Source organism: Ruegeria sp. AD91A, assembly GCF_003443535.1.
GTDB lineage: Bacteria > Pseudomonadota > Alphaproteobacteria > Rhodobacterales > Rhodobacteraceae > Ruegeria.
Genome location: NZ_CP031946.1, coordinates 1443628 through 1468228 on the forward strand (window position 1 = coordinate 1443628; position 24601 = coordinate 1468228).

Consider the following 24601-nt stretch of genomic DNA (forward strand, 5'->3'; position numbering starts at 1 on the left):
CATACAAGAGGAGAGGTTGCCTTTTTCTTTCCCTCGGCGGGTTCCTGCTTTAATGTCGGTCTGCACACGCAAAGTCGTTTGCATTGACGTTGATAATTATGGTTCCTCCGGAATATGAAACCCGCCTTTGCGCTGTCTTTTTCTACGACCGGAATAACACTGCACCACCGTTCGGATGACGACTGGTTCGTCATCGGTACGATTCCGCTGGATGTTCCGGACTTGTCCGGACAGATGCAGGCGTTGCGGGAAAAGGCATTTGCGCTGGAAAATGATCTGAGCTGCAAGCTTGTGCTGCCGGCGGATCAGGTTCGGTTTCTACAGCTATCGACCGATGGGTTGCCCCCAAAAGACCGGACGGAACGTATCAAGAATGCTCTGGTGGAAGCCACACCTTACGCCCTGTCAGAACTGAGTTATGACAGCCAGACCGAAGGTGACACGACCTATGTTTCTGCCGTCGCGGTTGAAACTCTGGCCGAAGCGCGAACCTTTGCCTCGGAACATGGTTTTGTGGTGGTGACGTTCACCGCCGAAGGTCACGAGGGCGCGTTCCCGCGCGAGGCGGTGTTCCGCGAAACCTCAGACAGTTCCGAGGGTTCACACCCGGAAGACCAGCCCGCACTGGCAGAAACGGACGCTCCTGAACAGGCCAATACGTCCGGCCTGCCCACCCATCCTATTGCCGGCACCACCGCGCCCGAGGCTTTCCGCGTGCCCACGGAAACCACGGGTAAGAACGTTGATGGGCCTGCGGGGGTAAACCGGTCTGCCATTCCTGTCTTTGCCGCTGTGCTGCTTGTTGGCGGACTTGTTGGCTCATGGCTGGCAATGGGGTTCGGCTCTGAAAAGGATCAGGCGGAACAGAGCCCTGCGCCGGTCGAGGTTTCGACCCCAGAACCAACCCCAGGACCCACGCCCGAACCAGAGCCGGACACGGCCGCGCTGGAGGACCCGCAGGAAGTAGTTCCGGATCTTGCCACCGATGATCCTGAAGAGCCTCAAACCAACGTCTCAGAGGCGGAGACCGATGCGCAGCCGGATCTGACCGCTACAGACGCAGCAATTCTGGAAGCCCTCAAGGTTGCCCCTACCCCGGTGGAATCCGTCGCTCAGGACCCCGCGACACAGAAGGATATACTGGCCGTTACGGGCGTCAACACAACCGCGCCTGCAGCACCGGAAATACCGGAGACCGTGGAACCGCAGGAGTTTTATCTGGCATCGCTTGACAACTCCGATCTGTTCACCGATGCGGTTGCCTTGCCTCCCGACCCCAGTTTTGACACTGACGCTCCTTTCAAACCCGACGTATCCCCAAACATTGCTGGCACACGATTTGATCTGGATGAGAACGGACTGGTCGTGCCAACACCGGATGGCACCGTGAATCCGGATGGGGTCATTGTTTTTCTGGGGCGCCCCTCCAAGGTTCCCCCTGAAACTCCGGTTCGTTTCGAAGAAGAACCGCTGGTTGACGAAGCCGACGGCAGGTTGGCCGGAATTCGCCCCAAGCCACGCCCCTCCGATCTGGTTGAGAATTTTGAGCGCGGCCAGCTGGGTGGCCGGTCATTGGAAGAGCTGGCGAGCAAGCGGCCCAAAGAGCGCCCCGAAAGCCTTCAGGTTCAGCCGCAAGTTGACGAAGCACCAACCGCTTTGGCTGTCGTCAGAGTCCCGCGCCCCAAGTCCCGTCCAGCCGGATTGGCCCCTGCCAAAACACCCGCTTCAAGCAGTTCAAATCTGGGGTCTACGGCAGCATTGGATCAGACATCTGATGAAGCAGGGTCGTTCCAACCAAAGACCGTCGCACCCAAAATCCCCTCGACCGCGTCCGTCGCACGACAAGCCACGATCGACAACGCAATCAATCTGCGCAGGCTGAACCTGATCGGAGTCTACGGAACGCCAGCCAACAGACGCGCATTGGTGCGGCTTCCCAGCGGGCGTTACAAGAAGCTGAAAGTCGGAGACCGCATTGACGGCGGCAAGGTCATTGCGATCAGTGACAGTGAACTTCGGTATCAGAAAAAGGGTCGAAACGTGACGCTGGCGATGCCGCGCAGCTGAAACCGGCAATCGATCTTTTGACGCAACAACTGTCACATAAAAGCGCCGGAGGCAGATGAACAGCCCCCGGCGTGCCAGTGCGTTTCAATCAGGCTGCGGAAATCTCGCCGCTTTCGATCTGTTCGCGTTCGATGGATTCGAATAGCGCCTGGAAATTCCCCTCGCCGAAACCGTCGTCACCTTTGCGCTGAATGAACTCGAAGAAGATCGGACCGATGACAGTCTTCGAGAATATCTGTAGCAAGATCCGGGTCTCACCCCCATCAACGACACCTTCGCCATCGATCAGGATGCCGTGTTTCATCATCCGGTCCAGCGGCTCATCGTGGTCGGCCACGCGGGTCTTGGACATTTCGTAGTACGCCTTGTTCGGGCCCGGCATGAATTTCAGGCCGTTTTCCGCAATTGCATCGGTCGAGGCGTAAATGTCGTCACTGCCGACGGCGATATGCTGAATGCCTTCACCTTTGTATTTCTTAAGATAAGACACGATCTGACCCGTTTCACCGCGATCTTCGTTGATCGGAATACGGATGCGGCCACAGGGAGATGTCAGCGCGCGGCTGAAAAGCCCGGTGAACTTGCCCTGAATGTCAAAGAAGCGGATTTCGCGAAAGTTGAACAGGTCGCCGTAGAACTTGAACCACTTGTCCATGTTGCCCTTGTAGACGTTGTGCGTCAGGTGATCGAGATAGAAGAACCCCACACCCCGTGGTTTGGATTCTTTGATCCACTCGAATTCCTGATTGTAGGGCGACGTGTCGTAGTACTGATCAATGAAATAGATCAATGATCCGCCGATGCCCTTGATCGCAGGCACATTCATGGTCTTGTCGGCACCGTTGTAAGGTTCTGCACCCTTTGATACCGCATGGTCATATGCTTTCTGCGCGTCCACGACTCTCCAGCCCATAGAAGGAGCGCACGGGCCGTGTTCAGCCACGAACTTTTCCGCGAAACTGTCAGGGTCAGCGTTGAGAATATAGGTGACATCCCCTTGCTGCCACAGTTCGATGGCAGGTTTGTCTTTATGGCGGGCCACCAGGTCAAACCCCATCTTTGCGAACAGATCACGCAGCTCCTGCGGTTCAGGATGGGCAAACTCGACGAATTCAAACCCATCGGTACCGGCAGGGTTTTCTTCGCTGATAACAGATTTCGGTGCGTTGTGTGGGAAAGGACCCATGGCGCGTCTCCTTCGAGAACAGGAATTTCTTTGCTGATTCAAAAATACGACTTTTTTGACGCTGTTTCTGCGCATTGTTTTCTTGTAGACTGCCGTTAGGCGCGCAAAACGCGCATAAAAGTTATTAAAGTCAGGATTCTTCCGCACATGCTGGACGCGACCGACAAGCGATTGCTCTCCGCCCTGCAGAAGGACGCGCATCTGACCGCACACCAACTGGGCGAGATGCTGAACCTGTCGCCCAGTCAGGCAGGACGTCGCCGACAACGGCTTGAGGCCGAAGGGTACATCACCGGGTATGCCGCCCGGCTTGACCCGCTGAAACTGGGTCTTCACGTGCAAGGCTTTGTTCAGGTTCATCTGGGTACTCATGGCCCTGAACAATCCGCAAGCTTTGCCCGCATGGTCGATACCCGTCCCGAAATTACCAGCGCATGGACGATGACCGGAGAGGCAGATTACCTTCTGCATATCTACTGTGACGATCTTTCCGCCCTCAACAGCTTGCTACATTCGGTCATCCTGCCGCATCCTGCCGTTGCAAGAGTTCAGAGCCAGATCGTAATGGATCAACTGAAACGCGACGCGCCCCTGCCCACCTGAACGGGCCCGAGAGGACACAAATGGACGTTTTCCTATACCAGGCTTCGATCTATCTGGCAGCGGCAGTCATCGCCGTTCCCCTGTCTGCGAGGCTAGGCTTGGGATCGGTTCTGGGATACCTGGCCGCCGGGATCATCATTGGCCCTGTTCTCGGGCTTGTCGGTGCGGAAACGGAAAACCTTCAGCACGTTGCCGAATTCGGCGTGGTGATGATGCTGTTCCTGATTGGCCTTGAACTGGAGCCGCGCGCGCTTTGGGATATGCGTGACAAGTTGCTGGGGTTGGGCGGGTTGCAGGTTGCGTTGTCAACGGCTGCGATCGCTGCCGTGGCAATCTATGCGAACCACCCGTGGTCGGTTGCTCTGGCCGTCGGGCTGACCTTGTCGCTGTCCTCTACAGCAATCGTTCTTCAGACCCTGTCGGAAAAGGGTCTGATGCAGACAAATGGCGGTCGAGCTACATTTTCGGTACTGCTGACACAGGACATTGCGGTCATTCCGATCTTGGCCTTGCTGCCACTTCTGGCCTTGCCGGCCATGCCTCATATCGAATCGGATGGTTCGATCGACCGCGGGGCCGGTGATCTTCACGGCGCGGACCATCACAGCCTTTCTCTGGTCGAAGGTTTGCCGGGTTGGGCCGTCACGCTGGTCACGATCGGCGCAGTTGTGTTTGTCATTCTGGCCGGTGTCTACCTGACCCGCCCGCTGTTTCGCTTCATCCACGCGACCCGCCTGCGCGAGATGTATACCGCTCTGGCGCTAATGATCGTGGTCGGGATTTCCTTCCTGATGACCCTCGTCGGCCTTTCCCCTGCCCTTGGCGCTTTTCTGGCGGGCGTGGTTCTGGCCAGTTCCGAGTTCAGGCACGAAATGGAAAGCGACCTTGAGCCATTCAAAGGGCTATTGCTCGGGCTTTTCTTTATAACGGTCGGTGCCGGTATTGATGTTGCGTATTTCTTCGATGACCCCCTTGACCTGATCGGTCTGGCGCTTCTTTTGATCCTTGCAAAAGGGATCATCCTGTATCTCGTTGGCAAGGCGTTCAAGCTGCATGCGCGCGATCACTGGCTGTTCACGTTGGGGCTGGCGCAAGCCGGTGAGTTTGGCTTTGTCCTGCTGGCATTTTCAACGCAACAGAATGTCATACCCCCCGACCTGTCCCAAAAACTGCTGATGATCATCGCTCTGACGATGCTGATCACACCGCTTCTGTTTATCATCTACGATCTTCTGTCTCGAAAGATCGGCGACACCTCCAAAGAACCTGTACCGGACGAGATTGATGAAAAAGGCCCCGTCATCATTGCCGGGATTGGCCGGTTCGGACAGATTGTAAACCGGCTGGTGCGGGCCAGCGGTTTCAAGACGGTTGTACTGGACCACAACATCGAAACAATTCAGCTGATGCGCCGTTTCGGCGTCAAAGGCTTTCTGGGCGATCCCACTCGCCCCGAGTTGCTGCGCGCTGCGGGGTTGGAAAAAGCGTCGGTCCTTGTGGCTGCTATGGATGACCACAAGCAAGTCACACGGCTCGTCAGTTTTGCCAGACGGCAGCGCCCTGACTTGCACATCATCGCCCGCGCCCGAGATCGTACCCATGTGTATGAGCTTTATCAGGCTGGTGCCAATGACATCGTGCGGGAACTGTTCGACAGCTCGCTGCGCGCAGGCCGCTATGTTCTGGAGAATATCGGGTTGAGTGAATACGAAGCCGCGCAGGCGGAGCAGACCTTTTACCACCATGACCGGATGTCAGTTCGCGATCTGGCCGAGCTTTGGGTCCCGGGTTTGCCAACAGCGGAAAACAAGAAGTACATCGAGCGCGCGCAGCAACTGGAAAAAGATCTGGAAACCGCGCTGCTGGAACTGGCTGAAAAGCACGCCAAGAAATCCGCCTGACCCAGGTCTGTGCCCGGGTCACGCAAGTACTCAGCCGTCAGATACCCCTGCCTCGGCAAAGGTCGCCATACCGGAATGGCAGGCCACGGCGCTTTTGAGAATGTTGATCGCCAGAGCCCCGCCCGACCCTTCACCCAGCCGGAGACCAAGGCTCAACAGCGGTTCCTTGCCCAGCTTCGCCAACACGGCGCCATGCGCAGCCTCGGCGCTTTGGTGGCCTGCCACGGCGTGATCCAGTGCGGTATCCGACAGCCTCCACAGGCAGGCAGCGGCGGCCGAGCAGATGAACCCATCAAGGATCACAGGAATGCGCAATACTCGCGCCGCGGCAATCGCCCCGGCCATCGCTGCGATCTCACGCCCTCCGAGGCAGCGCAGGATTTCCAGGCCATCCTCTGACCTGTGCAAGGCTACACCTTCGGCCACTACACGGGTCTTGTTGGTCAGACCTGCATCATCGACGCCCGTCCCGCGACCCGTCCAATCAGACGCGTCACCACCGAACAGCGCGCAGGCAATGGCGGCAGCCGGGGTGGTGTTGCCAATGCCCATCTCGCCCACGACCAACAGGTCAGCCTGCTGATCCACGGCTTGCCAGCCGGTACGCAGCGCGTCCAGCAATTCGGCTTCCGTCATGGCCGGTGCCTGGGTGAAATCTGCGGTCGGGTTGTCCAGATCCAGTGCGTGTACATCCATCGCCGCACCCGCAGCCCGGGCCAGTTGGTTGATCGCCGCACCGCCATGTTCGAAGTTCATCACCATTTGCACGGTCACTTCCGACGGAAAAGCCGAGACCCCCTGTCCAGTGACTCCGTGGTTTCCTGCAAAGACAATGACCTGTGGCGCCGTTATCTGTGGCCGGGCATCTCCTCGCCATCCTGCGTACCAGATAGCCAAATCTTCAAGTCGCCCCAGCGCACCGGGGGGTTTCGTCAGTTGTCCGTTTCGCTCTGCCGCGCCCTGCGCCGCGGTGGCATCCGGCCCCGGAGCAGCTGCGAGCGCAGCGCGGAACGCGTTCAAATCATTCAGTTCAGGCAACATGAAAGCCTCATTGCATCAGAGTGGTCCTGTGTGTTTAACCGAAGCATTGAATCCAACAAGACCCCGAAAGGCACGGGCGTGCAAAAAAACGACACCAAACCCTTTTCCCTGTGGGATATTCCGCTGGCGCTGGTGCTGCTGACCCGCCTGCCCCTGCCCCGGTTGCCTGAACCTGTGTTCAGACGGCAGGCACAGGCGGCATGGGCCTTCCCCGTCGCCGGGCTGGTCGTCGGAGGGATTGCCTGTATGGTTGGATGGCTGGCAATGGTCTTTCATCTGTTCCCGTTGGTTGCTGCGACCTTGTTGGTTGCGACATTGATCATGATGACGGGTGCAATGCACGAGGACGGTCTGGCAGATACGTTCGACGGCCTCTGGGGCGGATTCACCCCCGAACGCCGACTTGAAATCATGAAAGACAGCCAGACCGGAACCTATGGTGTTCTTGCTTTGGTTATCTCTCAGCTTGCTCGGGTTTTGGCAGTTGCCGCGATTTTGGCAAGCGGATCGATTTGGACGATTCTGGCGGCTTGCGCGTGTTCACGCGCCCTGATGCCGGTTTTGATGGCATCCCTGCCGAACGCCAGAAAATCCGGGCTGAGCCATTCGGTGGGAACCCCCAGCACGATTTCGGTCAGCATGTCCCTGGGCCTGGCCGTTCTAATCGCCGTTTTCCTGTGCGGGGGTATGGCGATCACCGCCATCTTCTCTGCTGCCTTGGTAGCAGCCATCTTGGCGTTGATAGCGCGCAAGAAAATCGGTGGCCAGACCGGGGACATACTTGGGGCATCACAACAACTGGCAGAGATCGCGTTTCTGCTTGCCATCAGCGCCCGGATTTAGGACGCGCCGCCAGTTTCGATCCGCAGTGTTCCACCACAATGCTTGCAATGCACGGCATCCGGATCATGCCGATACAACCCGCAGCTTGGGCATTTGTGACGTACTTTCTGCGGCATAAAGATCGCCTGCGCCAAACGGACAAACAACGCGACACCCACGACCATGATGAAAACCGAGAACAGCTTCCCCCAGGGGGTGCTCAGCGTGATGTCACCGAAACCAGTTGTGGTCAGGGTGGCCATGGTGAAATACAGCGCGTCTATGTAAGGCGTCTGTGCGTCTTCCGGAATAAAGAACACCAAAACCGCCGTAGAGGTGGCAAAGACAAAAACCATCAGATTGATCGCTGCAATCACCGCGTCTTCATGGGTGCGAAAAAAGCTGCTGTCGCGTCGCAAGTCCCTGAGCAGATGGTATGAGTGGATCAAGCGCAGGGCACGCAGAATCCTCAGGAAAGCCAGGTTGCCCGTCAGAAACGGATCCAGAACCAACGACATGATAACGACAATATCCGCCAGCGTATAAATCTGGCGCAGCAGCTTCCAGCGGTCTTTTGAAATCCAAAGCCGCGCAGAGAAGTCCAACAAAATCAAAAAACCGATCAACTGGCTTGCAAGGACCAAGCCGGGACCGTGAGGGACATGTGCCGTCGCGACAAAGAAAACGATTGTCGTAACATCGAACAGGATCAGCGCGTACCGAAACCAGACCGAAATCGGGTCATGTCCGATATACAGATATCTAACTGTTTGCTTCATGTCCGCCCTGTAGCTTGCTGCATCTACAGTGAAATTAGCGGCACTTAGGCAATTCACCAAGTCACGAAAAAGGCCGCCCCAAACTTGGAGCGGCCCGTTTTTTCACAGAGTTCGCTATCAGGCAGCGCGTGAGGTCAGAACTTCGTCTACCTGTTTGGCGGCGGATACTTCGCCTGCACCAGAAACGGCCGCGACCTCGCGGGTCAGACGCTCCAAGGCCGCTTCGTATAGCTGACGCTCGGAATAGCTCTGCTCGCGCTGATCGTCCGTGCGATGCAGATCGCGGACCACCTCCGCAATCGAAATCAGGTCGCCAGAGTTGATTTTCTGCTCATATTCCTGCGCACGCCGGGACCACATGGCGCGCTTAACCTTCGCCTTGCCTTTCAGCGTTTTCATCGCCTGGCTGATCACATCGGGTGAGCTGAGCGACCGCAGGCCGGATTCGGTAGCCTTGTTCGTCGGCACACGCAACGTCATCTTGTCTTTCTCAAATGAGATGACGAACAGCTCCAGAGAGAACCCCGCGACATCCTGTTCTTCGATCGAGATGATCTGGCCTACGCCATGTGCGGGGTAGACAACATAGTCGTTCGGGCGGAACTCGAGCTTTTTCGACTTTGTCATTCAGTTTTTTCCTTGCTTACGGACGGGACACAGACAACAAAAACACCACATGCGGGGACTGTTTCAGCCCCGCAGGCGGCGATATTGTCAAAAATTCAGAACTCCAAAGTGAGCATACTTGTGGAGCGCATCCCAATCTCGGTCATCATACAGGTACAGAGTATATCACAAAAACACGACACCCGAAAGTTTACCCCACGGGAATTTTTCATATTTATCCTGTTTTCAACTGGTTATGCTGCATTCCTTGTGCAGAAAACAGGGATATGAGCGCGAATCGCTTAGCCGCCTTCGCCAGGCGCCTCCGAGAAATACTTCTCCATCTTACCTTCTTCACCATCGTGTTCTTCGGCGTCGGGAAGCGGGTCTTTCTTGGTAACGATTACGGGCCATATTTCCGAGAACTTGCGATTGAATTCGACCCATTGCTCCATGCCCGGCTCGGTATCGGGACGGATCGCATCTGCCGGACATTCCGGCTCGCAAACACCGCAGTCAATGCATTCGTCGGGGTGAATGACCAATGTGTTCTCACCTTCATAGAAACAGTCCACCGGGCACACCTCGACGCAGTCGGTGTATTTGCAAGCGATACAGTTTTCGGTGACAACATAGGTCATGATCGGATTCCCGTTTGCGGTTTGAGCGTTTAGCTAATTCAGTCTGGCCTACTCTTCAAGATAAGATCAGCGATCTTCTGTGCGAGAAAGATCAAGTGCGCGACGATCTTTCTTAGTCGGACGACCTTTTCCCTCGAACTCCGGATTTTTAGGCGGGACGTCCTGTTTTTCGGTCATATCGAAATACAGCATTTGCGCTTCGGGTGCCGGACCACGGCGTTCACCCAGTTTTTCCACGCGTATGACACGAACAATGCGGCCCTGTGGAAACGTCAGAACGTCACCGGGAGCCACAGCTTGCGCCGGTTTCCGCACCCGGTCTCCGTTCAGCCTGAAATAACCGCCGCTGACCTGTTTGGCGGCCAGGCTACGGGTCTTGAAGAACCGTGCCTGCCACAACCATTTATCGATCCGCAGCCTGGCCTCGGCCATTTCGGATCAGTTACCGTCCTTCAAACCCATCAGCGCAGCAGCAAACGGGTTGTCGGGATCGATGGCCTTTTCCTTTTTCGGAGGCCTTGACGAGAAGGTCTTGGCCCCCTGAGGTTTGCCGCCCTTCTTGCCATGAGGTTTGCCACGGCCACCCTGCGGTTTGCCACGCGGTTTGCCCTTGCCCTGCCCCTGTTCACGGCGCGGGGCCCGGTTGGGCTGTCGCTGACGGGCCCAGGTGAAGGTATAGAACACTTCAACTTCGGGTTCGTCTGACACAGGTTCTGCGGCTAGACTCTCTGCGGAAACCTCGGCTGACGCCTCGGTGCTGTCGGCGGCCTCGGCTGCCGCCTCGGCGGGTATGGCGACCTCTTCCGCCGCGACTTCACTCGCCGGAGCCTCTTCGGCGGTCGGTTTGTCAGCCGCATTTGCCGCAGGCTGTTCGACCGGTGCAGGTTTGACTTTCGCGCGTTCGCCACGTTCTGCCTTGTAGCCCAGACCCTGCATCAGATCGGCGAACTGATCCAGCGTCATCCCGGTGATCGACAGCATATCGGGTTTGGCCTCGAAACCGCCGCGGCTGTCTTCAGCACGCAGCATGTCGGCCAAGCGTTCCAGCATGTCGATACGGATCGAGCGCTCGCCTGCATCGCGGTAGCCACACATGGTGTCATAACCCTGCGGCGCATCCTTGGCGACCGGCACGGTGACCAGCCCGGGTGGTGGCGCTTCGGGAAATTCCTGCAAACCACTGGACAACGCCCACAGCACCAAACGCAGACGCGTCGGGGCTGGTTTCAGCAATAGCGGCATGAAGATGGTGAACTGGCCAAACCGGATACCATGTTTGCGCAAGGCGCCACGGGCATCCTGATCGAGATCCTTGACCTCTTGTGCGACCTGAGCGCGCGGCAGAACGCCCAGCGCTTCGACCATGCGGAAGGCAAAACCTCTGGCAAGACCGCTGAGTTCCTCATCGCGTGACAGGTTCAGCAACGGCTCAAACAATGCCGCTACTTTTCGGTCAATGAAATGCTGCAACCGGCGCTGCACTTTCTGTTCGACGTCCGGCCCTGCGGCTTCGTCAACGAATACCTCGACAATAGGTTTGAGAGGTTCTGCCCCGGCAACCAGTTTGCCAACGGCATATTCGCCCCACATCAGGCCACCCTGATCAGTGAAATCAATTTCTGTATCGGGCGCATTGTAGAAGCGGTCGGCGCGCAGATGGAATTGCGGCGCGAGTGCTTGCAGGGATGCCGATTTCAGAGCTTTCGCCTCGGTTCCCTGCGCGCTTTTGTCCGGAGTAAACCGGAACCCTTCCAAACGACCGACGAATTCGCCTTCGACGGTCACTTCACCCTTATCATTTACTTCGGCCAAAAGGGCCTCCTTCTGCTTGAGCCGGCGCAGCAACACAGACGTGCGCCGGTCCACAAATCTTTGCGTTAGACGCTCATGCAGAGCGTCAGACAGTCTGTCTTCTACAGTGCGGGTTTCGTCGCGCCAATGTGATTCGTCACGAACCCAACCTTTTCGCTGCGCAACATATGTCCACGTGCGAATATATGCCAATCTTTTAGATAAAGCGTCGATATCGCCGTGGGTCTGATCGATCCGCCGGATCTGCCGTGCCATGAATTCGTCGGGAATAGATCCCCGTTCATGCAGGTGACCATAGATCACCTCAAGCAAACTGGCGTGTTCTGCATGGCTGATACCGCGAAAATCAGGGATTCTACACACATCCCACAGCAAGCGGATGGACGGGCCGTCGCTTGCACGGGCTATGACCTCGGACACTTGCGACAGCGATTTCAACGCGTTCAGGTCGTCAGCGGGGCGGGCTTTGATCAGGTGTTCATCATCTGGGCTGACTTCAAGAGAACCGATCAGCGCGTCAATCGAGCCGAACCTCAGGGCAGCATTTCGCCAGTTCACCTTTTTCATCGGCGTAAACCGGCTGTCCATGATCGCCTGAGCCAACCCTTCGTCCAGCGGTGGGGCCTCTCCGGTCACGCCAAAGGTACCATCGGACATACCGCGACCTGCCCGGCCCGCGATCTGCGCCAGCTCATTTGGCGCAAGTGGACGCATCCGGCGCCCATCGAACTTGGACAGGGATGAAAACGCGACATGGTTCACATCCAGATTCAACCCCATCCCAATAGCGTCCGTGGCGACCAGGTAATCAACCTCGCCGTTTTGGTACAGGTCTACCTGTGCATTCCGTGTACGCGGGCTGAGCGCGCCCATAACCACCGCTGCACCACCTTTCTGGCGGCGCAACAATTCGGCGATGGCATAGACGTTTTCTACCGAGAATCCGACGATGGCGCTGCGCGGGGGCATCCGGCTGATCTTCTTGGAGCCAGAGTAAACCAGTTGTGACATCCGCTCTCGCCGCACGAACTGTGCCTGGGGGACCAGCGCCGAAATGGGGCCACGCATTGTGTCCGAGCCCAGGAGTAATGTCTCGTTCGTACCGCGTGACCTGAGAAGACGGTCGGTGAAGACGTGACCCCGTTCAGGATCGGCACAGAGCTGTATCTCATCGATGGCAACAAAGTCTGCGCCCATGCCCTCTGGCATCGCTTCAACGGTACACACCCAGTATTGAGCGCGAGGCGGCACAATCCGCTCTTCACCCGTAACCAGCGCCACGACCGACGGCCCACGGATCGCAACGATCTTGTCATAGACCTCGCGCGCCAGCAGGCGCAACGGCAGACCGATCACGCCGGTCCGATGGCCCAGCATGCGATCAATAGCGTAATGGGTTTTACCAGTGTTGGTCGGGCCCAGTACGGCCACGATTCGGGATGACCCGCTCACATTCGCCCCCTGCGCCTTGAGCCTTACAGCGCCTTGCCTTCAACCTGAGGCTTCAGCCGATTCACGGCATTGGTTACTTCTTCATGATGGGGATGTATAGCCAAGGCCCGAGAATATGCTTCGTAGGCTTTCTGAGGTTCCCCGATAACTTCGAAGATCAGCCCCAGACCGTAAATCGCCTCATAGTGATTTGGATTCAGGGTCAGCACATGTTCCAGGTCGGCAGCCGCCATACCAAATCGCTCGACGCCGAAAAAGGCAGACGCGCGCAGATGCCAACCTTCGGCAAAATCAGGAGCGTGATCCGTCAGTGCCGTCAGGTGATCCAGTGCAGCGTCGACTTCGCCATCATCCAATGCTTCACGACCCCGTTCCAGCAACAGATCAGCTGACGGCGAGCCGGATTGCGACCAAAGAGCCTGCAATTGCCTATCAATGGCAAATGCCTGTTCGGGCGTCGAGTGGGCCAGTTTTTGCAACAACTCGCCCTCGTCCCGCGAATCCGCCTGTTGCGCGAAGCAATTGGTGGAAAACGTGACTAGGACAAAAAGTGCCGCAACGGTACCTTTGAGATTGTGAATTGCAATGCTCATAACAATAGTCAGTGTAGCGTTGCGACCGGGGATGTCCATTCACGGCGCACTAACAATATGAGGAAAAGCATGAGCGAGATTCTTGAAAAGGCAGCTGCCGCGCTGAACGAAAAACTGGAAGGCAGCGCGTTCGATGCCTCGGCCAAGTTTGATATCGCCGATCTGGGCGCAATTGTTTTGGACGAGAATGGCGCGCGGGTCAGTGATGACGACGCTGACGTTACCATGAGCGCTGACGCCGACACATTCGAACAGATCCTCAGCGGTGAATTGAACCCTACCGGCGCGTTCATGTCCGGCAAGCTGAGCATTGATGGCGACATGGGTGTTGCCATGAAGCTTGCCTCGGTGCTGGCCTGATGGAGTTGTCGCCGGCCCCCTTTTTTGAAGACGTGGCCGGCGGACCTGCCGGTGGAAAGGCCCACTGGTTGACGACGTCTGACCAAAAACGCATTCGCGTTGGTCACTGGCGTCCGGTTGGTCGCGCCCATGGCACCGTCATGGTGTTTCCCGGACGCACGGAATACATAGAAAAGTATGGCAATACCGCCGGAGAATTCGTGAATCGAGGGTTCGCGGTGCTGGCCGTAGACTGGCGCGGTCAGGGTCTTGCGGATCGGCTGCTGGAAAACCCACGCATCGGCCATGTCGATCATTTCACCGATTACCAGCACGATGTTCAGGCAACCCTGGACCTTGCTGACGCTCTGGATTTACCGAAACCGTGGTACGTCGTGGGGCATTCGATGGGCGGCGCCATCGGGTTGCGTGCCGTCATCGAAAAAGGGTACTTTGCCGCTTGCGCGTTCACGGGCCCGATGTGGGGAATTTTCTTCACTCCGGTGATGAAACCCCTGAGCCGCGTTACCGCTTATTGGGGCACGGCGCTTGGCCTTGGCGAACGCACTCCCCCGACCACAACGCTTGAAAGCTATGTCCTGTCTCAACCTTTCGACGGGAATATGCTGACCCGCGACCCGGACATGTACCGGATGATGCAAGATCAGCTGAATGCGCATCCCGAACTTGCACTTGGTGCCCCTTCCAACCGTTGGCTGCGCGAGTCGCTGGACGAATGTGAATGGTTGATGGAGCAGCCTGCCCCAAAGACACCCTGTCTGACTTTTCTGGGCAGCCACGAGCAAATCGTCGATCGCAAGGCCATAAGGGCACGTATGGCCAATTGGCCGAACGGCACATTGATCGAAATCCCGGACGGAGAACACGAGGTACTGATGGAAGCACCCGACGTTCGAGGACCGGTTCTGGACCAGCTTGCCAAGCATTTCCTGGCCAACCAATCAAATGGAGCGGCCAAGCTGGTTTCCTCGTAAACCTTTTCACCTTCGGGATTGGCCGCTTGTGATCCGGGCGCGCCAACCCTAGATGTTTGCAAAAGCAGTCTACAAAAGGTGATCCATGCGCGACCTTCCCTTTCCCGTCCGTGACGCAAACGCAATGGGCGGTGCCGACAATCTGGGCAATCTGCCCGAATGGGATCTGACGGATCTCTACGCATCCGAAGAGGCGCCCGAACTGGCGCGCGACCTGGACTGGCTGGAAGGCGAATGTGCGGCTTTCGCTGCTGACTATGAAGGCAAGCTGGCAGAACTGAACGCAGCGGCCCTTTTGACCTGCGTTCAGCGCAATGAAAAGATCAACGCCATCGCAGGCCGGATCATGTCCTTTGCCGGTTTGCGCTATTATCAACTGACCACCGACGCAGAGCGGGCCAAGTTCCTGTCGGACATGCAGGAAAAAGTCACGATTTTCACAACGCCTCTGGTGTTTTTCACGCTCGAGATCAACCGGATTGAAGATGATGTGCTCAAGGCACATTTTGCTGCCAACCCGGATCTTGCCCGATACGAGCCCGTGTTCCGCCGCATCCGCGCGATGAAGCCCTATCAGCTGTCTGATGAGCTTGAGAAATTCCTGCACGATCTGGGCGTTGTCGGCGACGCGTGGGAACGCCTGTTTGATGAGACCATTGCCGGTCTGACGTTCAATGTGGACGGTAATGACCTGAACATCGAAGGCACCCTGAACCTGCTGACCGAACAGGACCGTTCCAAACGTGAGGCTGCGGCGCGCGAATTAGCCTCGGTCTTTCAGGAGAACATCAAAACATTTGCACGTGTTCACAACACGCAGGCCAAAGAAAAAGAAATTGTCGATCGCTGGCGCAGTATGCCAACCGCGCAAACAGGGCGTCACTTGTCGAATGATGTCGAACCCGAAGTGGTCGAGGCCCTGCGCGAGGCGGTTGTGGCCGCCTACCCCAAACTGAGCCATCGTTATTATGAGCTGAAGCGCAAATGGTTGGGTCTGGACGTCATGCAGGTATGGGACCGCAACGCGCCACTGCCAATGGAAGACACGCGTATTGTCAATTGGGATGACGCCGAAAAAACGGTGATGGATGCCTATAACGCCTTTGATCCCCGCATGGGCGACATCGCGGCCCCATTCTTCTCGAAAGGCTGGATCGACGCTGCGGTGAAACCCGGCAAAGCCCCGGGCGCCTTCGCGCATCCCACCGTGACCGATGTGCACCCCTATGTGATGCTGAACTACCTGGGCAAACCGCGCGACGTGATGACCCTGGCCCACGAGCTGGGCCACGGCGTCCATCAGGTGCTGGCCGCCGATCAGGGCGAGATGCTGTCTTCAACGCCGCTGACCCTGGCCGAAACCGCCAGCGTCTTCGGCGAGATGCTGACCTTCCGCAAGATGCTGGACCAGGCCGAAACGCCCGAACAGCGCAAGGTGCTGCTGGCCGGCAAGGTCGAGGACATGATCAACACGGTGGTCCGCCAGATCGCCTTCTACGACTTTGAATGCAAGTTGCACGCAGCCCGGAGCGAGGGGGAACTGACCCCGGACGACATCAACGCCTTGTGGATGAGCGTTCAGGCCGAAAGCCTTGGCCCCGCGTTTGAATTCATGGACGGGTACGAGACCTTCTGGGCCTATATCCCGCACTTTGTTCACTCGCCCTTCTACGTCTATGCCTATGCCTTCGGCGACGGGTTGGTGAACGCGCTGTACTCGGTCTATGAAAGCGGCGCGGACGGGTTCGAGGACAAGTATTTCGAAATGCTGCGCGCAGGTGGATCAAAGCACCACAAGGAACTGTTGGCCCCGTTCGGGCTGGATGCCAGCGACCCGAAATTCTGGGACAAGGGCCTGTCGATGATCTCAGGATTCATTGACGAGTTGGAGGCGATGGAGGGCTGAGACGCCCTTAACAGAGGGTAGCGACATCTGCCTTGCGGAAAAAAACTTGCCATGCCCGGCAATGTTGCGCCCAAGGGGCCCTTGAATGCCCGCTACGCGGACAAAGCTGCCTTTGGCTTGCTAAGACAGACTAGCGACCGCGCCGACAAATTCGGTCCAACGCGCGCGGTCCACAAACCCATAGTGTGCTGCACCCGGCCACTCATGCGCTGTGCAATTAGGAAGCTCAGAGCATAGGTGTCGTGGCATTTGCGGTGAAATAATGTCGTCTGCAGTACCATAAAAGAGTTCCACGGGTTGCGCGATATCACTTGGCGAGAAGCCCCAATCCCAAAGGGCCATCGTCATTTCGAAAACACCCTCCTCGTGTTGTTGGTACCCAAGGCGAAAGTTTTCTTCGAACAGGGCTTGTTGCTCGGGAGTACGGAGTATTGTTTTGGCCTCGTTGGGCATCTGGTCAACGACGGACTCCACATATGAAGGGATATCTTTCAATGCACTTTTGGCACCAGCACGCTCTGCCCAGCGGATCAGGAAGGTCAGGTGGCGCAGTTTCGCGATGGTCTTCAGGTCCTTCAATACCAGCATTTTGGTAACGCCGGGCTCATCAAACGGAGCCACAGGAGAAGCGAGCGCGACCTTGCGCACACGTTCGGGCATGTGGAATGCCACTGCCAATGCGTGAGGGCCGCCTCCGGAATGGCCCGCGACATTGAAGGTATCGAGGTCAAGATGGTCAGCCAGAGCCTCCATATCAGCGCCCCAATCGACCATTCTCCGATCTTTCATCGGGCTCGACCCGCCGACACCGGGTTCGTCGGCTGCAATCCACCGTACGCCAAGCGAAGCGGTCAGACTGTCGTCGGGGTGACGAATGACGTGAGAGTCGGAAAACCCATGGCTAAAAATCACCGGTGTTCCATTTGGATCGCCGTAAGTGCTGAAGGCGAGAGTTCTACCATCTCTGAGCGTCATGTGTTGGGTCAAGTTGCTCTCCTACAGCGAAATAGCTTCGAGTCGTGTGTTCATCAGGCTGCTGGCATAGATTTGATTTATAGATACGAGCCATACTCATTATTTTTGAACCATAACTATTAAACCGCACAATGAAACGCAGATGTCGATTTGGGTTCATAGCGGCCATCGGTCATCTCCTGAAATTGTGACACTCAGGATAGCTGAGCCGCTGGCCGCAACGCAAGTTACAGTGAAACCGCGCCCTCGAATACACGATCAATCAACTCTTGCGTCCCGCGGGAAAATTCCAAAGAACAGGGGTATTCCGCCCCATCCCGGGTTGATCGGCAGAAGGCCTCGACCTGCAACTTGTAATGGTCTGCTCCGGGGAAGCGGGTAACCTGAACTTCAAGCCCCGGCCGGTGCAGCTCGACCCGAGCCTCTCCGAACACACGTGCATTGAACGGGGTCGTCAGACGGATCAAACCGCTTTCGCCGTGAAACACCATCTCCTGATGGGGATGCATCCGTATGGACACATAGCTGGAATAGGTAAATCCAGGGAACTGCGCGCGAATTTCGGTAAAGATGTCGATATCATCCTGCCAACGGATCGCGGATTGCACCGACACAGGCTCTTGCCCGGTTGCAAAGCGTGCTCCACCGATCACGTAGACCCCGATGTCACGCAAACCTCCGCCGCCCGTTTCCGCACGGTTTCGAATGTTCCGAGTGTCAGAGCGATTGTCGAAACTGAATGCACCGGTCACATGTACCAAATTGCCGATGGCACCATCAGCGATCAGTTTCCTTGCAAGCTGCCATTGAGGGTGATGGACGATCATGTATGCCTCGGCGGCCAGCAGGCCGCTTTCATCCCGCTTTTGGATCAACGGGTCGAATTCATCCGCCTTCATGGTCATTGGCTTTTCGCACAGAACGTGCTTGCCAGCTTCTAGGGCTTTCAGGCTCCATTCCGCATGCATATGGTTGGGCAACGGGATGTAGACTGCGTCAATTCCGGTGTCTGCCAACAGCGCATCATAGCTGTCATACACGTGTAAATCCGGGCAAAAAGACTGAAACGGTTCGGCCTTTGCGGCATCGGACGTTGCCAGCGCGGCTAAACGCGCCCCGTTGGCAGCATGTATCGCTGGGGCCATGTATTCACGGGCAAATTTCGCAGCACCCAATACACCAAATTGAACCGGTTTTTGCATTGCGCCCTCCGTACTCGTCTCGTTTCAGATTGTGCGCTTCCAAAGGGTCCCCGAAGGCTCGACCTGCCACAATATCAAAGAAGAAAAACTGTTCTTTCTCGTAGCACAGCTTCCGGCCTTCAGCCACTTTTTCGCGCCTCAGCGTCAGTGGCTGCCAATAATTACAAAAAAACGCCCCCTGATCTTCAGAGAGCGTTTTCTATCTTCGCGTAAACGCGACAGGGTCGGCCCAAGGGTCTATCTGTCAGTTGACGCCCAGCATGCCTTTTTCCCGCGCCAGATCCCGCATTTTCTTTTGCAGCTTCTCGAACGCGCGTACTTCGATCTGGCGAATTCGCTCGCGACTCACGTTATACTGTGTGCTCAATTCCTCGAGCGTGACAGGCTGATCCATCAAACGGCGCTGGGTCAGGATATCCTTTTCCCGATCATTCAGCACATCCAAAGCCGCTGCCAGCAGTTCCCGACGCGCTTCCAGCTCATCGCGTGCTTCGTAATCACCGGCCTGATCGGCATCTTCGTCCTCAAGCCAGTCCTGCCATTGCATGGTGCCTTCGCCTTCGGACCCGACCGTGGCGTTCAGGGACGCATCGCCACCGGACATTCGGCGGTTCATGCTGATGACTTCGTCTTCAGTGACGCCCAGATCCTCCGCGATTTTCTTGACGTTTTCGGGGCGCAGATCACCCTCTTCCAGCGCTCCGATGCGGGCCTTGGCCTTACGCAGGTTGAAAAACAGCTTTTTCTGAGCCGAAGTCGTGCCCAACTTGACCATCGACCAAGACCTTAGGACATACTCCTGAATCGAGGCGCGAATCCACCACATGGCATAAGTCGCCAGACGGAAGCCTTTCTCGGGGTCGAATTTTTTGACCGCCTGCATCAGGCCCACATTGGCCTCGGAAATCACTTCGGCCTGCGGCAGCCCATAGCCGCGATAGCCCATGGCAATCTTGGCTGCCAAACGCAGGTGAGATGTCACCATCTTGTGTGCGGCTTCAGTGTCCTGCTCTTCGACCCAGCGCTTGGCCAGCATGTATTCTTCTTCCGGCTCCAGCAGGGGAAACTTGCGGATTTCCTGCATATAGCGATTCAGGCCGCCCTCGGGCGTCGGTGCGGGGAGATTTGCGTAGTTTGCCATTATGATGTCCCTCCGACAAATGTTTAAGTCTTTAACATAGGATATGGGTAAGAAACCCTTCCCATTCAAGAGGTGCTGCTAACAGTCTGGAATTAATCTTACGTTAAGAAAGGATAACAAAAAGAGAACAAACGTGAACTTCATATTTTATTGATGTTTATGACGGGTGGCGTTCGGCGGTTTTCGGCAATTCCGGCAGTTTCGCTACCTCCGCGCTACCTTGGCGCTACCCTCATCCTTTTTGGGCGGGTTGTCCAGCGCATCCAACACAATGTCGTGTTCGGTAGGATCGACAACGCACCAAGCGTAAAGCGAAAGGGTGATTGCTGGCGACGAATGACCCAAAAGTTTCGACACGACCGGGATTGATCCCCCCCGCTCAATCAACATCGACGCATAGAAATGGCGTGAAGCGTGGAAGTTGTGGGGGAGATTTAGGCGGCTGGCGGTTGACCGATATGCCCAATTGGAGAGGCATTTATTTGTCAAAACCAGTTTAGGTAAATTTTAGAAATGAGTTTGGACGTGAGGTCGCGTTGGGGAATTAGCTGTGTGAACGTTCCGCAATGGCCAAAACCAGTCCCCGCAACCAATCTTCAAACCACAATCGCCAGGAAACACACACTTAAGTCACCCTGTCTGTTTTGTTGATCGCGAACGCAGCCCCCTAGCCATAGCGTAGAATCGCGATTGGTGCGGCGTGTTGAATTGGATACTTTTTCGTCGCCCGAATTTAGCCAGGGTCCTGCGGGACGTGAAAACGAGGGGCTTTAAATTCAAAGCGGCAACAAAACCGGATTAGGCGTTTGCAGGCAGTCGCCGATGTCGTGCGGATCCAAGCCCAGCAGCCTTTGACGGCCAAAACGAGGCTTCCAATGGCAGAGGTCGGGCGAAATTGCGCGCCATACCGGAACGCCAAATTCAGGGCGGGTCTGCTCTAGGAAAGCCAACCTCACCCCAGCGGCGCGAATCCGCGACAAAAACGAACCTGATGTAGAATACTCGGCACCGTCAGCAAACCTTGCAGCGCCCAGCGGAGCCGTTTCAAGAGAGGCCTCTTCCATCCAAGCATTGAGGTGCGGTCTTCTGTGAGAATCGCCCTGCGGGTCTTGGAAGACCAACAGCATCTGAGCCATTTCGCATGCGGCTTTTTGCGCAGCATCTACAAGTGTGACAGCAGCGCCGAACCCCAAGGCTATTGGTTTGCCACCTGCGTGAGCCCCCGCAGCAACTACGACAGGTGCACCAAGGTCTGTTGTGATGTCTATCAGCTTAACCGCAAAACCGTCGTTTTGGAGAACTGTGCAAGTGTGGGTGGTCGCTTCATCAAGCATGTCGGGGCCTATCAGGCGTCGCGCACGTGCGCCGTACCACCAACGCCCGGCAGCGTCCCTTTCAATCAGTTCCAGCAGCGCATGAGTTTGCGCGGCTCGGTCAGTCGATCCTGCGGCACACCCGTTGGTGTCAGCTACGCAGTCAGCGACTGAACCAACAGTTAAATCATGGCTCATGAATACTGCCTGACTTGGCACCCACACAGATCCACCGTCGATGGAACGCGCCTCGACCCATTCTGCCGGTCCTACTGGTTTTGGGTCCGGAATCCAATCAATGCCTCGCAAGCGATCGTTCCACGCGCGCCGGTCTCTTCGCTGCGCATTGGAAAACCCCATTAATGTCTGCGCATCCCAAGACGGCTCAGGACAATCTTCCCGGTCTGTCTCTAGTGTGAGTTCATCCCCCCATCGGCAAAGGCTCGCGATCTCGATCGCCTCGCCCAAACCGCTGGCTTCGGCCTGTGCGCGAGTCATGCCACGGCCAGAAGCTGCCCGGCCTGCTTCGGGGAGCGCGGCCTTAGGAAAGTTTGCAAATGCCTCAATTGCCAATTTATTTGGTACTGTGAGATTACAATGAACAGGCCATCCGTCAGAAGACATGACATGAATGTCGAAATACGGAGCCACTTTGGTTAAACTCATCATCATACTTTATTCATAAACCTTTCTGGACGGAAGCTTGGAAACCCAACGCAAGTACCAAAATGAAAAAATCCCCAAAACGATGCCCGGTGCGTCGGCGGAATGCGTGGTCTTGTTCACCGACATGGTTTCCTACAGCAATTGGATCGAACGAGACGAGAGCACCACCCTTGAATTTGTTACGAGTTGCTTCGACACTTTGCGGGTTCTGTCACGCCGGCATTCCGGCACGCTGGTCAAAACAATGGGTGACGGCGCTCTTCTTACGTTCAAAAAAGCAGATGACGCGATCAACTGCGGTGTCGAGTTCCAACGTGTCCTTGTTAGAAACCAGCTTGACGTAGCGCGACCCTATCAGTTTCGGGTTGGATTGCACTGCGGCGAGGTCGTCCAGAAACGAGGGGATGTTTATGGTAACACAGTCAATATTGCTGCGCGTTTGCAGAGCAAGGCAACGCCGGGCACCTGCGTCATCTCCGAAAATGTAATGCGAATGGCTGGGGATCACCCGGACCTTTCATTTGAGAGTATCGGCACCCACGGATTGAGAAACCTTGACCGTAAGTACCGGCTCTATCAGGTCATTGACCCCTTGACGACAACTGCACCCAAAGAGGATGCGCATCGTCCGAACCTGCATCTTTTGGATGGTGTTGCATTTGACGACCGGTACGGAGCTTCGCCGGACGCGGTCGGATTGCGCTCCCGTGCCATTGTAGGATATCTGGCGCTGTGTCCAGGCGGGGCCGAAACGTTCGATCGACTCGCGACACTCGCTTTTTTCGAAGACGAAGAAGGCGTTGCGTTACAAAAACTTGACGCTTTCGCGGTGGATTTCATGGATAGGTCATGTGCCGGAATGCCTGCGCTCATACGCAGCGAAACCCACTTGGCTTTAGATGAGTTCTCAGTACGGACCGATCTTGACGAATATATGCGGATGTTGCGGCAAGGTAGTGTACCTGACCGCTTCATCGAAGATGCCCGTTGGCCCGAAAAAATCATGGCGGGGTACGAAGCGATCGGCCCCGTTTTCAGGTCTTGGCTGAGTGTAACACGGCGGAGCTGGAAGCGCAGCGTATTGCTGGCTTTGGAACGTTTGTTGTCGTCGGTAGGTACAAATGACGCCTTTTTTGAAGATGCGGCAACGGCTATTTTACTATTGGAGCCGGGAAATGAAATGGCCGCGCTGGCTCGAATTAACGCGCGCTTAGCGCAAGGTGATACACCGGAAGCCTTCGCCGAATTCGAACGTCTAAAGCTCTATCTTGCCGAAAATTTCGACATGGCGCCCAACAAGGATGTCCAGGATCGTATTGATCAGGTCAAGTCAGAACGTAAGCGAGTTGCAGTGCAGTCACCAACGTACGTACCGCTCCGGCGGTTGTTGCGCTTGTCAGTGGCTCCGATCACCGGCACAGACGCCACCCGACTTGCTGCAGCTCAGGCTTTTCGTTCTGAACTGATCGGAAACCTTATGCGCTTCCGTGACTGGGCCGTGATAGATGCAGCGAAAACACCAGCGGGAAATGGAGACGGTGATAGCCAGATAGACTACTCGGTCGAAATGGCTGTGCTTCAAGTCGCAGACCCGCCGGTCATTCAGATCAACTTACAAACCCACGATACAGCGCGTGTACTCTGGGCAAAACGTTTTGTGCTTTCGGCCGGAGATCAGTTTGCGGCAATGAATATCATAATTCGGGAAATAGTCGTCGCGATTGAGCTCTACGTGTCGTCTGACAGGTTTGCAGAGACCTATCGCGATGCCGGACGTTTCGCGACAAGCTACGATAAGTGGTTGCGTGGCGACCGGGCACTTATGCGCTGGACACCTGCTGGTGCGGAAGAGGCTCTGGCTATTTTCGACTCGATACTGGAGGAAGACCCCGATAACGCTCCTGCCTTGTTCCGGCGCGCATCCATTGAAAACATACGACATGTAATCTGGCCTGGCCGTCAGCGCAGTACCAAAGACGCAGCACTTGCTGATCGCTACGCCGCCAGAGCCGTTGAACTAGATCCGATGGATGCACGTATCCAGCGAACGGTGGCATGGACAGCGGCCATGAACGGTGCCTTTGCACGGGCCTCTATGCATTTGGATCTGGCCGTTAGTCTGAACCCGAACTGCCCTACAACGCTGGCCAGTTGTGCCATGGGCTTTGCTTGGTTTGGCGACGACGACAAGGCTGACAGGACACTTAACCTCCTGTATGAAATCAGCACCAACTTGCCGGATTGGATCTGGGCATACAACGCGTCGACATTGTTCATGCTTGAACGCTATGACGCCGCGCTTGATGCAGCGGAAAAGGGTCTTGGTAGTATAATGGATGACCAAGGCTGGATCTGCGTCATTCATTCCTGCCAAAACGAGATGCCTGCCGCGCAGCGAGCCTTCGACCGGCTTTGCGAAAACGTAGAGAGCAACTGGGCCGGACCGCAACCGCTTCTTACACGCGATGTCGCACGCTGGTTCACAGAGGCCTATCCCATCCGACGCGAAGAAGACCGTCAGCGTCTGAGAGACGCGATCGAGGCAGCCATCGTCGCCTAGA

The 24601-nt window shown here is 56.4% G+C and carries 21 protein-coding genes; 8 read left to right on the plus strand and 13 right to left on the minus strand.

What is annotated here, in order from left to right:
* The first annotated feature begins 114 nt into the window (after nucleotides 1–114).
* Nucleotides 115–2067 (plus strand): hypothetical protein, encoded by a 1953-nt coding sequence (locus D1823_RS07235; protein ID WP_117869276.1) that lies wholly within the window; start codon nucleotides 115–117, stop codon nucleotides 2065–2067.
* Between the two features lie 88 nt (nucleotides 2068–2155).
* On the opposite strand, the gene hppD is transcribed toward D1823_RS07235, so the two are convergent.
* Complete coding sequence (gene hppD, locus D1823_RS07240; protein WP_117869277.1) at nucleotides 2156–3253, minus strand: 4-hydroxyphenylpyruvate dioxygenase; 1098 nt, start codon at nucleotides 3251–3253, stop codon at nucleotides 2156–2158.
* Nucleotides 3254–3400: 147 nt separating this feature from the next.
* Here hppD and D1823_RS07245 point away from each other — a divergent pair, with 147 nt between their 5' ends.
* Complete coding sequence (locus D1823_RS07245) at nucleotides 3401–3856, plus strand: Lrp/AsnC family transcriptional regulator (RefSeq protein WP_117869278.1); 456 nt, start codon at nucleotides 3401–3403, stop codon at nucleotides 3854–3856.
* A 20-nt stretch (nucleotides 3857–3876) separates the two neighbouring features.
* Nucleotides 3877–5757 (plus strand): monovalent cation:proton antiporter-2 (CPA2) family protein, encoded by a 1881-nt coding sequence (locus D1823_RS07250; protein ID WP_117869279.1) that lies wholly within the window; start codon nucleotides 3877–3879, stop codon nucleotides 5755–5757.
* A 30-nt stretch (nucleotides 5758–5787) separates the two neighbouring features.
* On the opposite strand, the gene cobT is transcribed toward D1823_RS07250, so the two are convergent.
* Entirely contained in the window at nucleotides 5788–6798 is a 1011-nt protein-coding gene (cobT, locus tag D1823_RS07255; protein WP_117869280.1) for a nicotinate-nucleotide--dimethylbenzimidazole phosphoribosyltransferase, read from the minus strand.
* Nucleotides 6799–6876: 78 nt separating this feature from the next.
* Here cobT and cobS point away from each other — a divergent pair, with 78 nt between their 5' ends.
* The gene (gene cobS / locus D1823_RS07260) at nucleotides 6877–7641 is read left to right on the plus strand and encodes an adenosylcobinamide-GDP ribazoletransferase (protein ID WP_117872788.1); all 765 of its coding nucleotides are present in this window, start codon (nucleotides 6877–6879) and stop codon (nucleotides 7639–7641) included.
* On the opposite strand, the gene D1823_RS07265 is transcribed toward cobS, so the two are convergent.
* The 6 genes from D1823_RS07265 to D1823_RS07290 all read right to left on the minus strand — a co-directional run bounded on the left by D1823_RS07265 (nucleotide 7638) and on the right by D1823_RS07290 (nucleotide 13542).
* Nucleotides 7638–8399, minus strand: coding sequence for an ion channel (locus D1823_RS07265; protein ID WP_117869281.1), 762 nt, complete (start codon nucleotides 8397–8399; stop codon nucleotides 7638–7640). The genes cobS and D1823_RS07265 overlap by 4 nt on opposite strands.
* A 117-nt stretch (nucleotides 8400–8516) precedes the next feature.
* Complete coding sequence (locus tag D1823_RS07270) at nucleotides 8517–9026, minus strand: CarD family transcriptional regulator (protein WP_117869282.1); 510 nt, start codon at nucleotides 9024–9026, stop codon at nucleotides 8517–8519.
* Between the two features lie 281 nt (nucleotides 9027–9307).
* Entirely contained in the window at nucleotides 9308–9646 is a 339-nt protein-coding gene (gene fdxA / locus D1823_RS07275; protein ID WP_117869283.1) for a ferredoxin FdxA, read from the minus strand.
* Nucleotides 9647–9712: 66 nt separating this feature from the next.
* Nucleotides 9713–10078, minus strand: coding sequence for an RNA-binding S4 domain-containing protein (locus tag D1823_RS07280; protein ID WP_117869284.1), 366 nt, complete (start codon nucleotides 10076–10078; stop codon nucleotides 9713–9715).
* Between the two features lie 6 nt (nucleotides 10079–10084).
* Entirely contained in the window at nucleotides 10085–12910 is a 2826-nt protein-coding gene (locus tag D1823_RS07285) for a helicase-related protein (RefSeq protein ID WP_117869285.1), read from the minus strand.
* 23 nt (nucleotides 12911–12933) lie between these two features.
* Nucleotides 12934–13542: a tetratricopeptide repeat protein gene (locus D1823_RS07290; RefSeq protein WP_117869286.1), complete on the minus strand. Its 609-nt coding sequence runs from the start codon at nucleotides 13540–13542 to the stop codon at nucleotides 12934–12936.
* Between the two features lie 30 nt (nucleotides 13543–13572).
* Here D1823_RS07290 and D1823_RS07295 point away from each other — a divergent pair, with 30 nt between their 5' ends.
* The 3 genes from D1823_RS07295 to D1823_RS07305 all read left to right on the plus strand — a co-directional run bounded on the left by D1823_RS07295 (nucleotide 13573) and on the right by D1823_RS07305 (nucleotide 16743).
* A complete protein-coding gene (locus D1823_RS07295; protein WP_117869287.1) occupies nucleotides 13573–13863 on the plus strand; it encodes an SCP2 sterol-binding domain-containing protein in 291 nt (96 codons plus the stop codon).
* Nucleotides 13863–14837 (plus strand): alpha/beta fold hydrolase, encoded by a 975-nt coding sequence (locus tag D1823_RS07300; RefSeq protein ID WP_117869288.1) that lies wholly within the window; start codon nucleotides 13863–13865, stop codon nucleotides 14835–14837. The genes D1823_RS07295 and D1823_RS07300 overlap by 1 nt, the downstream gene beginning before the upstream one ends.
* 85 nt (nucleotides 14838–14922) lie before the next feature.
* Entirely contained in the window at nucleotides 14923–16743 is a 1821-nt protein-coding gene (locus D1823_RS07305) for a M3 family oligoendopeptidase (protein WP_117869289.1), read from the plus strand.
* A gap of 120 nt (nucleotides 16744–16863) precedes the next feature.
* Here D1823_RS07305 and D1823_RS07310 read toward each other — a convergent pair whose 3' ends face one another.
* From D1823_RS07310 to D1823_RS07330, 5 genes are all read right to left on the minus strand, one after another.
* A complete protein-coding gene (locus D1823_RS07310) occupies nucleotides 16864–17730 on the minus strand; it encodes an alpha/beta fold hydrolase (RefSeq protein ID WP_205511936.1) in 867 nt (288 codons plus the stop codon).
* Between the two features lie 215 nt (nucleotides 17731–17945).
* A complete protein-coding gene (locus D1823_RS07315) occupies nucleotides 17946–18920 on the minus strand; it encodes a Gfo/Idh/MocA family protein (protein ID WP_117869291.1) in 975 nt (324 codons plus the stop codon).
* Between the two features lie 244 nt (nucleotides 18921–19164).
* Nucleotides 19165–20061: an RNA polymerase sigma factor RpoH gene (gene rpoH, locus D1823_RS07320; protein ID WP_117869292.1), complete on the minus strand. Its 897-nt coding sequence runs from the start codon at nucleotides 20059–20061 to the stop codon at nucleotides 19165–19167.
* A 204-nt stretch (nucleotides 20062–20265) separates the two neighbouring features.
* Nucleotides 20266–20550: a tyrosine-type recombinase/integrase gene (locus tag D1823_RS22270; protein WP_205511940.1), complete on the minus strand. Its 285-nt coding sequence runs from the start codon at nucleotides 20548–20550 to the stop codon at nucleotides 20266–20268.
* 287 nt (nucleotides 20551–20837) lie between these two features.
* Complete coding sequence (locus D1823_RS07330) at nucleotides 20838–21872, minus strand: YcaO-like family protein (protein ID WP_162896781.1); 1035 nt, start codon at nucleotides 21870–21872, stop codon at nucleotides 20838–20840.
* 205 nt (nucleotides 21873–22077) lie between these two features.
* On the opposite strand from D1823_RS07330, the gene D1823_RS07335 reads away from it, so the two are divergent.
* Entirely contained in the window at nucleotides 22078–24600 is a 2523-nt protein-coding gene (locus D1823_RS07335; protein WP_162896782.1) for an adenylate/guanylate cyclase domain-containing protein, read from the plus strand.
* The last annotated feature ends 1 nt before the right edge of the window (nucleotide 24601 follow it).

Coding starts and splice junctions, on each gene's coding strand:
- D1823_RS07235 (WP_117869276.1), top strand. CDS start 115: ATGAAACCCGCCTTTGCGCTGTCTTTTTCTACGACCGGAATAACACTG.
- hppD (WP_117869277.1), bottom strand. CDS start 3,253: ATGGGTCCTTTCCCACACAACGCACCGAAATCTGTTATCAGCGAAGAA.
- D1823_RS07245 (WP_117869278.1), top strand. CDS start 3,401: ATGCTGGACGCGACCGACAAGCGATTGCTCTCCGCCCTGCAGAAGGAC.
- D1823_RS07250 (WP_117869279.1), top strand. CDS start 3,877: ATGGACGTTTTCCTATACCAGGCTTCGATCTATCTGGCAGCGGCAGTC.
- cobT (WP_117869280.1), bottom strand. CDS start 6,798: ATGTTGCCTGAACTGAATGATTTGAACGCGTTCCGCGCTGCGCTCGCA.
- D1823_RS07265 (WP_117869281.1), bottom strand. CDS start 8,399: ATGAAGCAAACAGTTAGATATCTGTATATCGGACATGACCCGATTTCG.
- D1823_RS07270 (WP_117869282.1), bottom strand. CDS start 9,026: ATGACAAAGTCGAAAAAGCTCGAGTTCCGCCCGAACGACTATGTTGTC.
- fdxA (WP_117869283.1), bottom strand. CDS start 9,646: ATGACCTATGTTGTCACCGAAAACTGTATCGCTTGCAAATACACCGAC.
- D1823_RS07280 (WP_117869284.1), bottom strand. CDS start 10,078: ATGGCCGAGGCCAGGCTGCGGATCGATAAATGGTTGTGGCAGGCACGG.
- D1823_RS07290 (WP_117869286.1), bottom strand. CDS start 13,542: ATGGACATCCCCGGTCGCAACGCTACACTGACTATTGTTATGAGCATT.
- D1823_RS07295 (WP_117869287.1), top strand. CDS start 13,573: ATGAGCGAGATTCTTGAAAAGGCAGCTGCCGCGCTGAACGAAAAACTG.
- D1823_RS07300 (WP_117869288.1), top strand. CDS start 13,863: ATGGAGTTGTCGCCGGCCCCCTTTTTTGAAGACGTGGCCGGCGGACCT.
- D1823_RS07305 (WP_117869289.1), top strand. CDS start 14,923: ATGCGCGACCTTCCCTTTCCCGTCCGTGACGCAAACGCAATGGGCGGT.
- D1823_RS07315 (WP_117869291.1), bottom strand. CDS start 18,920: ATGCAAAAACCGGTTCAATTTGGTGTATTGGGTGCTGCGAAATTTGCC.
- rpoH (WP_117869292.1), bottom strand. CDS start 20,061: ATGGCAAACTACGCAAATCTCCCCGCACCGACGCCCGAGGGCGGCCTG.
- D1823_RS07330 (WP_162896781.1), bottom strand. CDS start 21,872: ATGACTCGCGCACAGGCCGAAGCCAGCGGTTTGGGCGAGGCGATCGAG.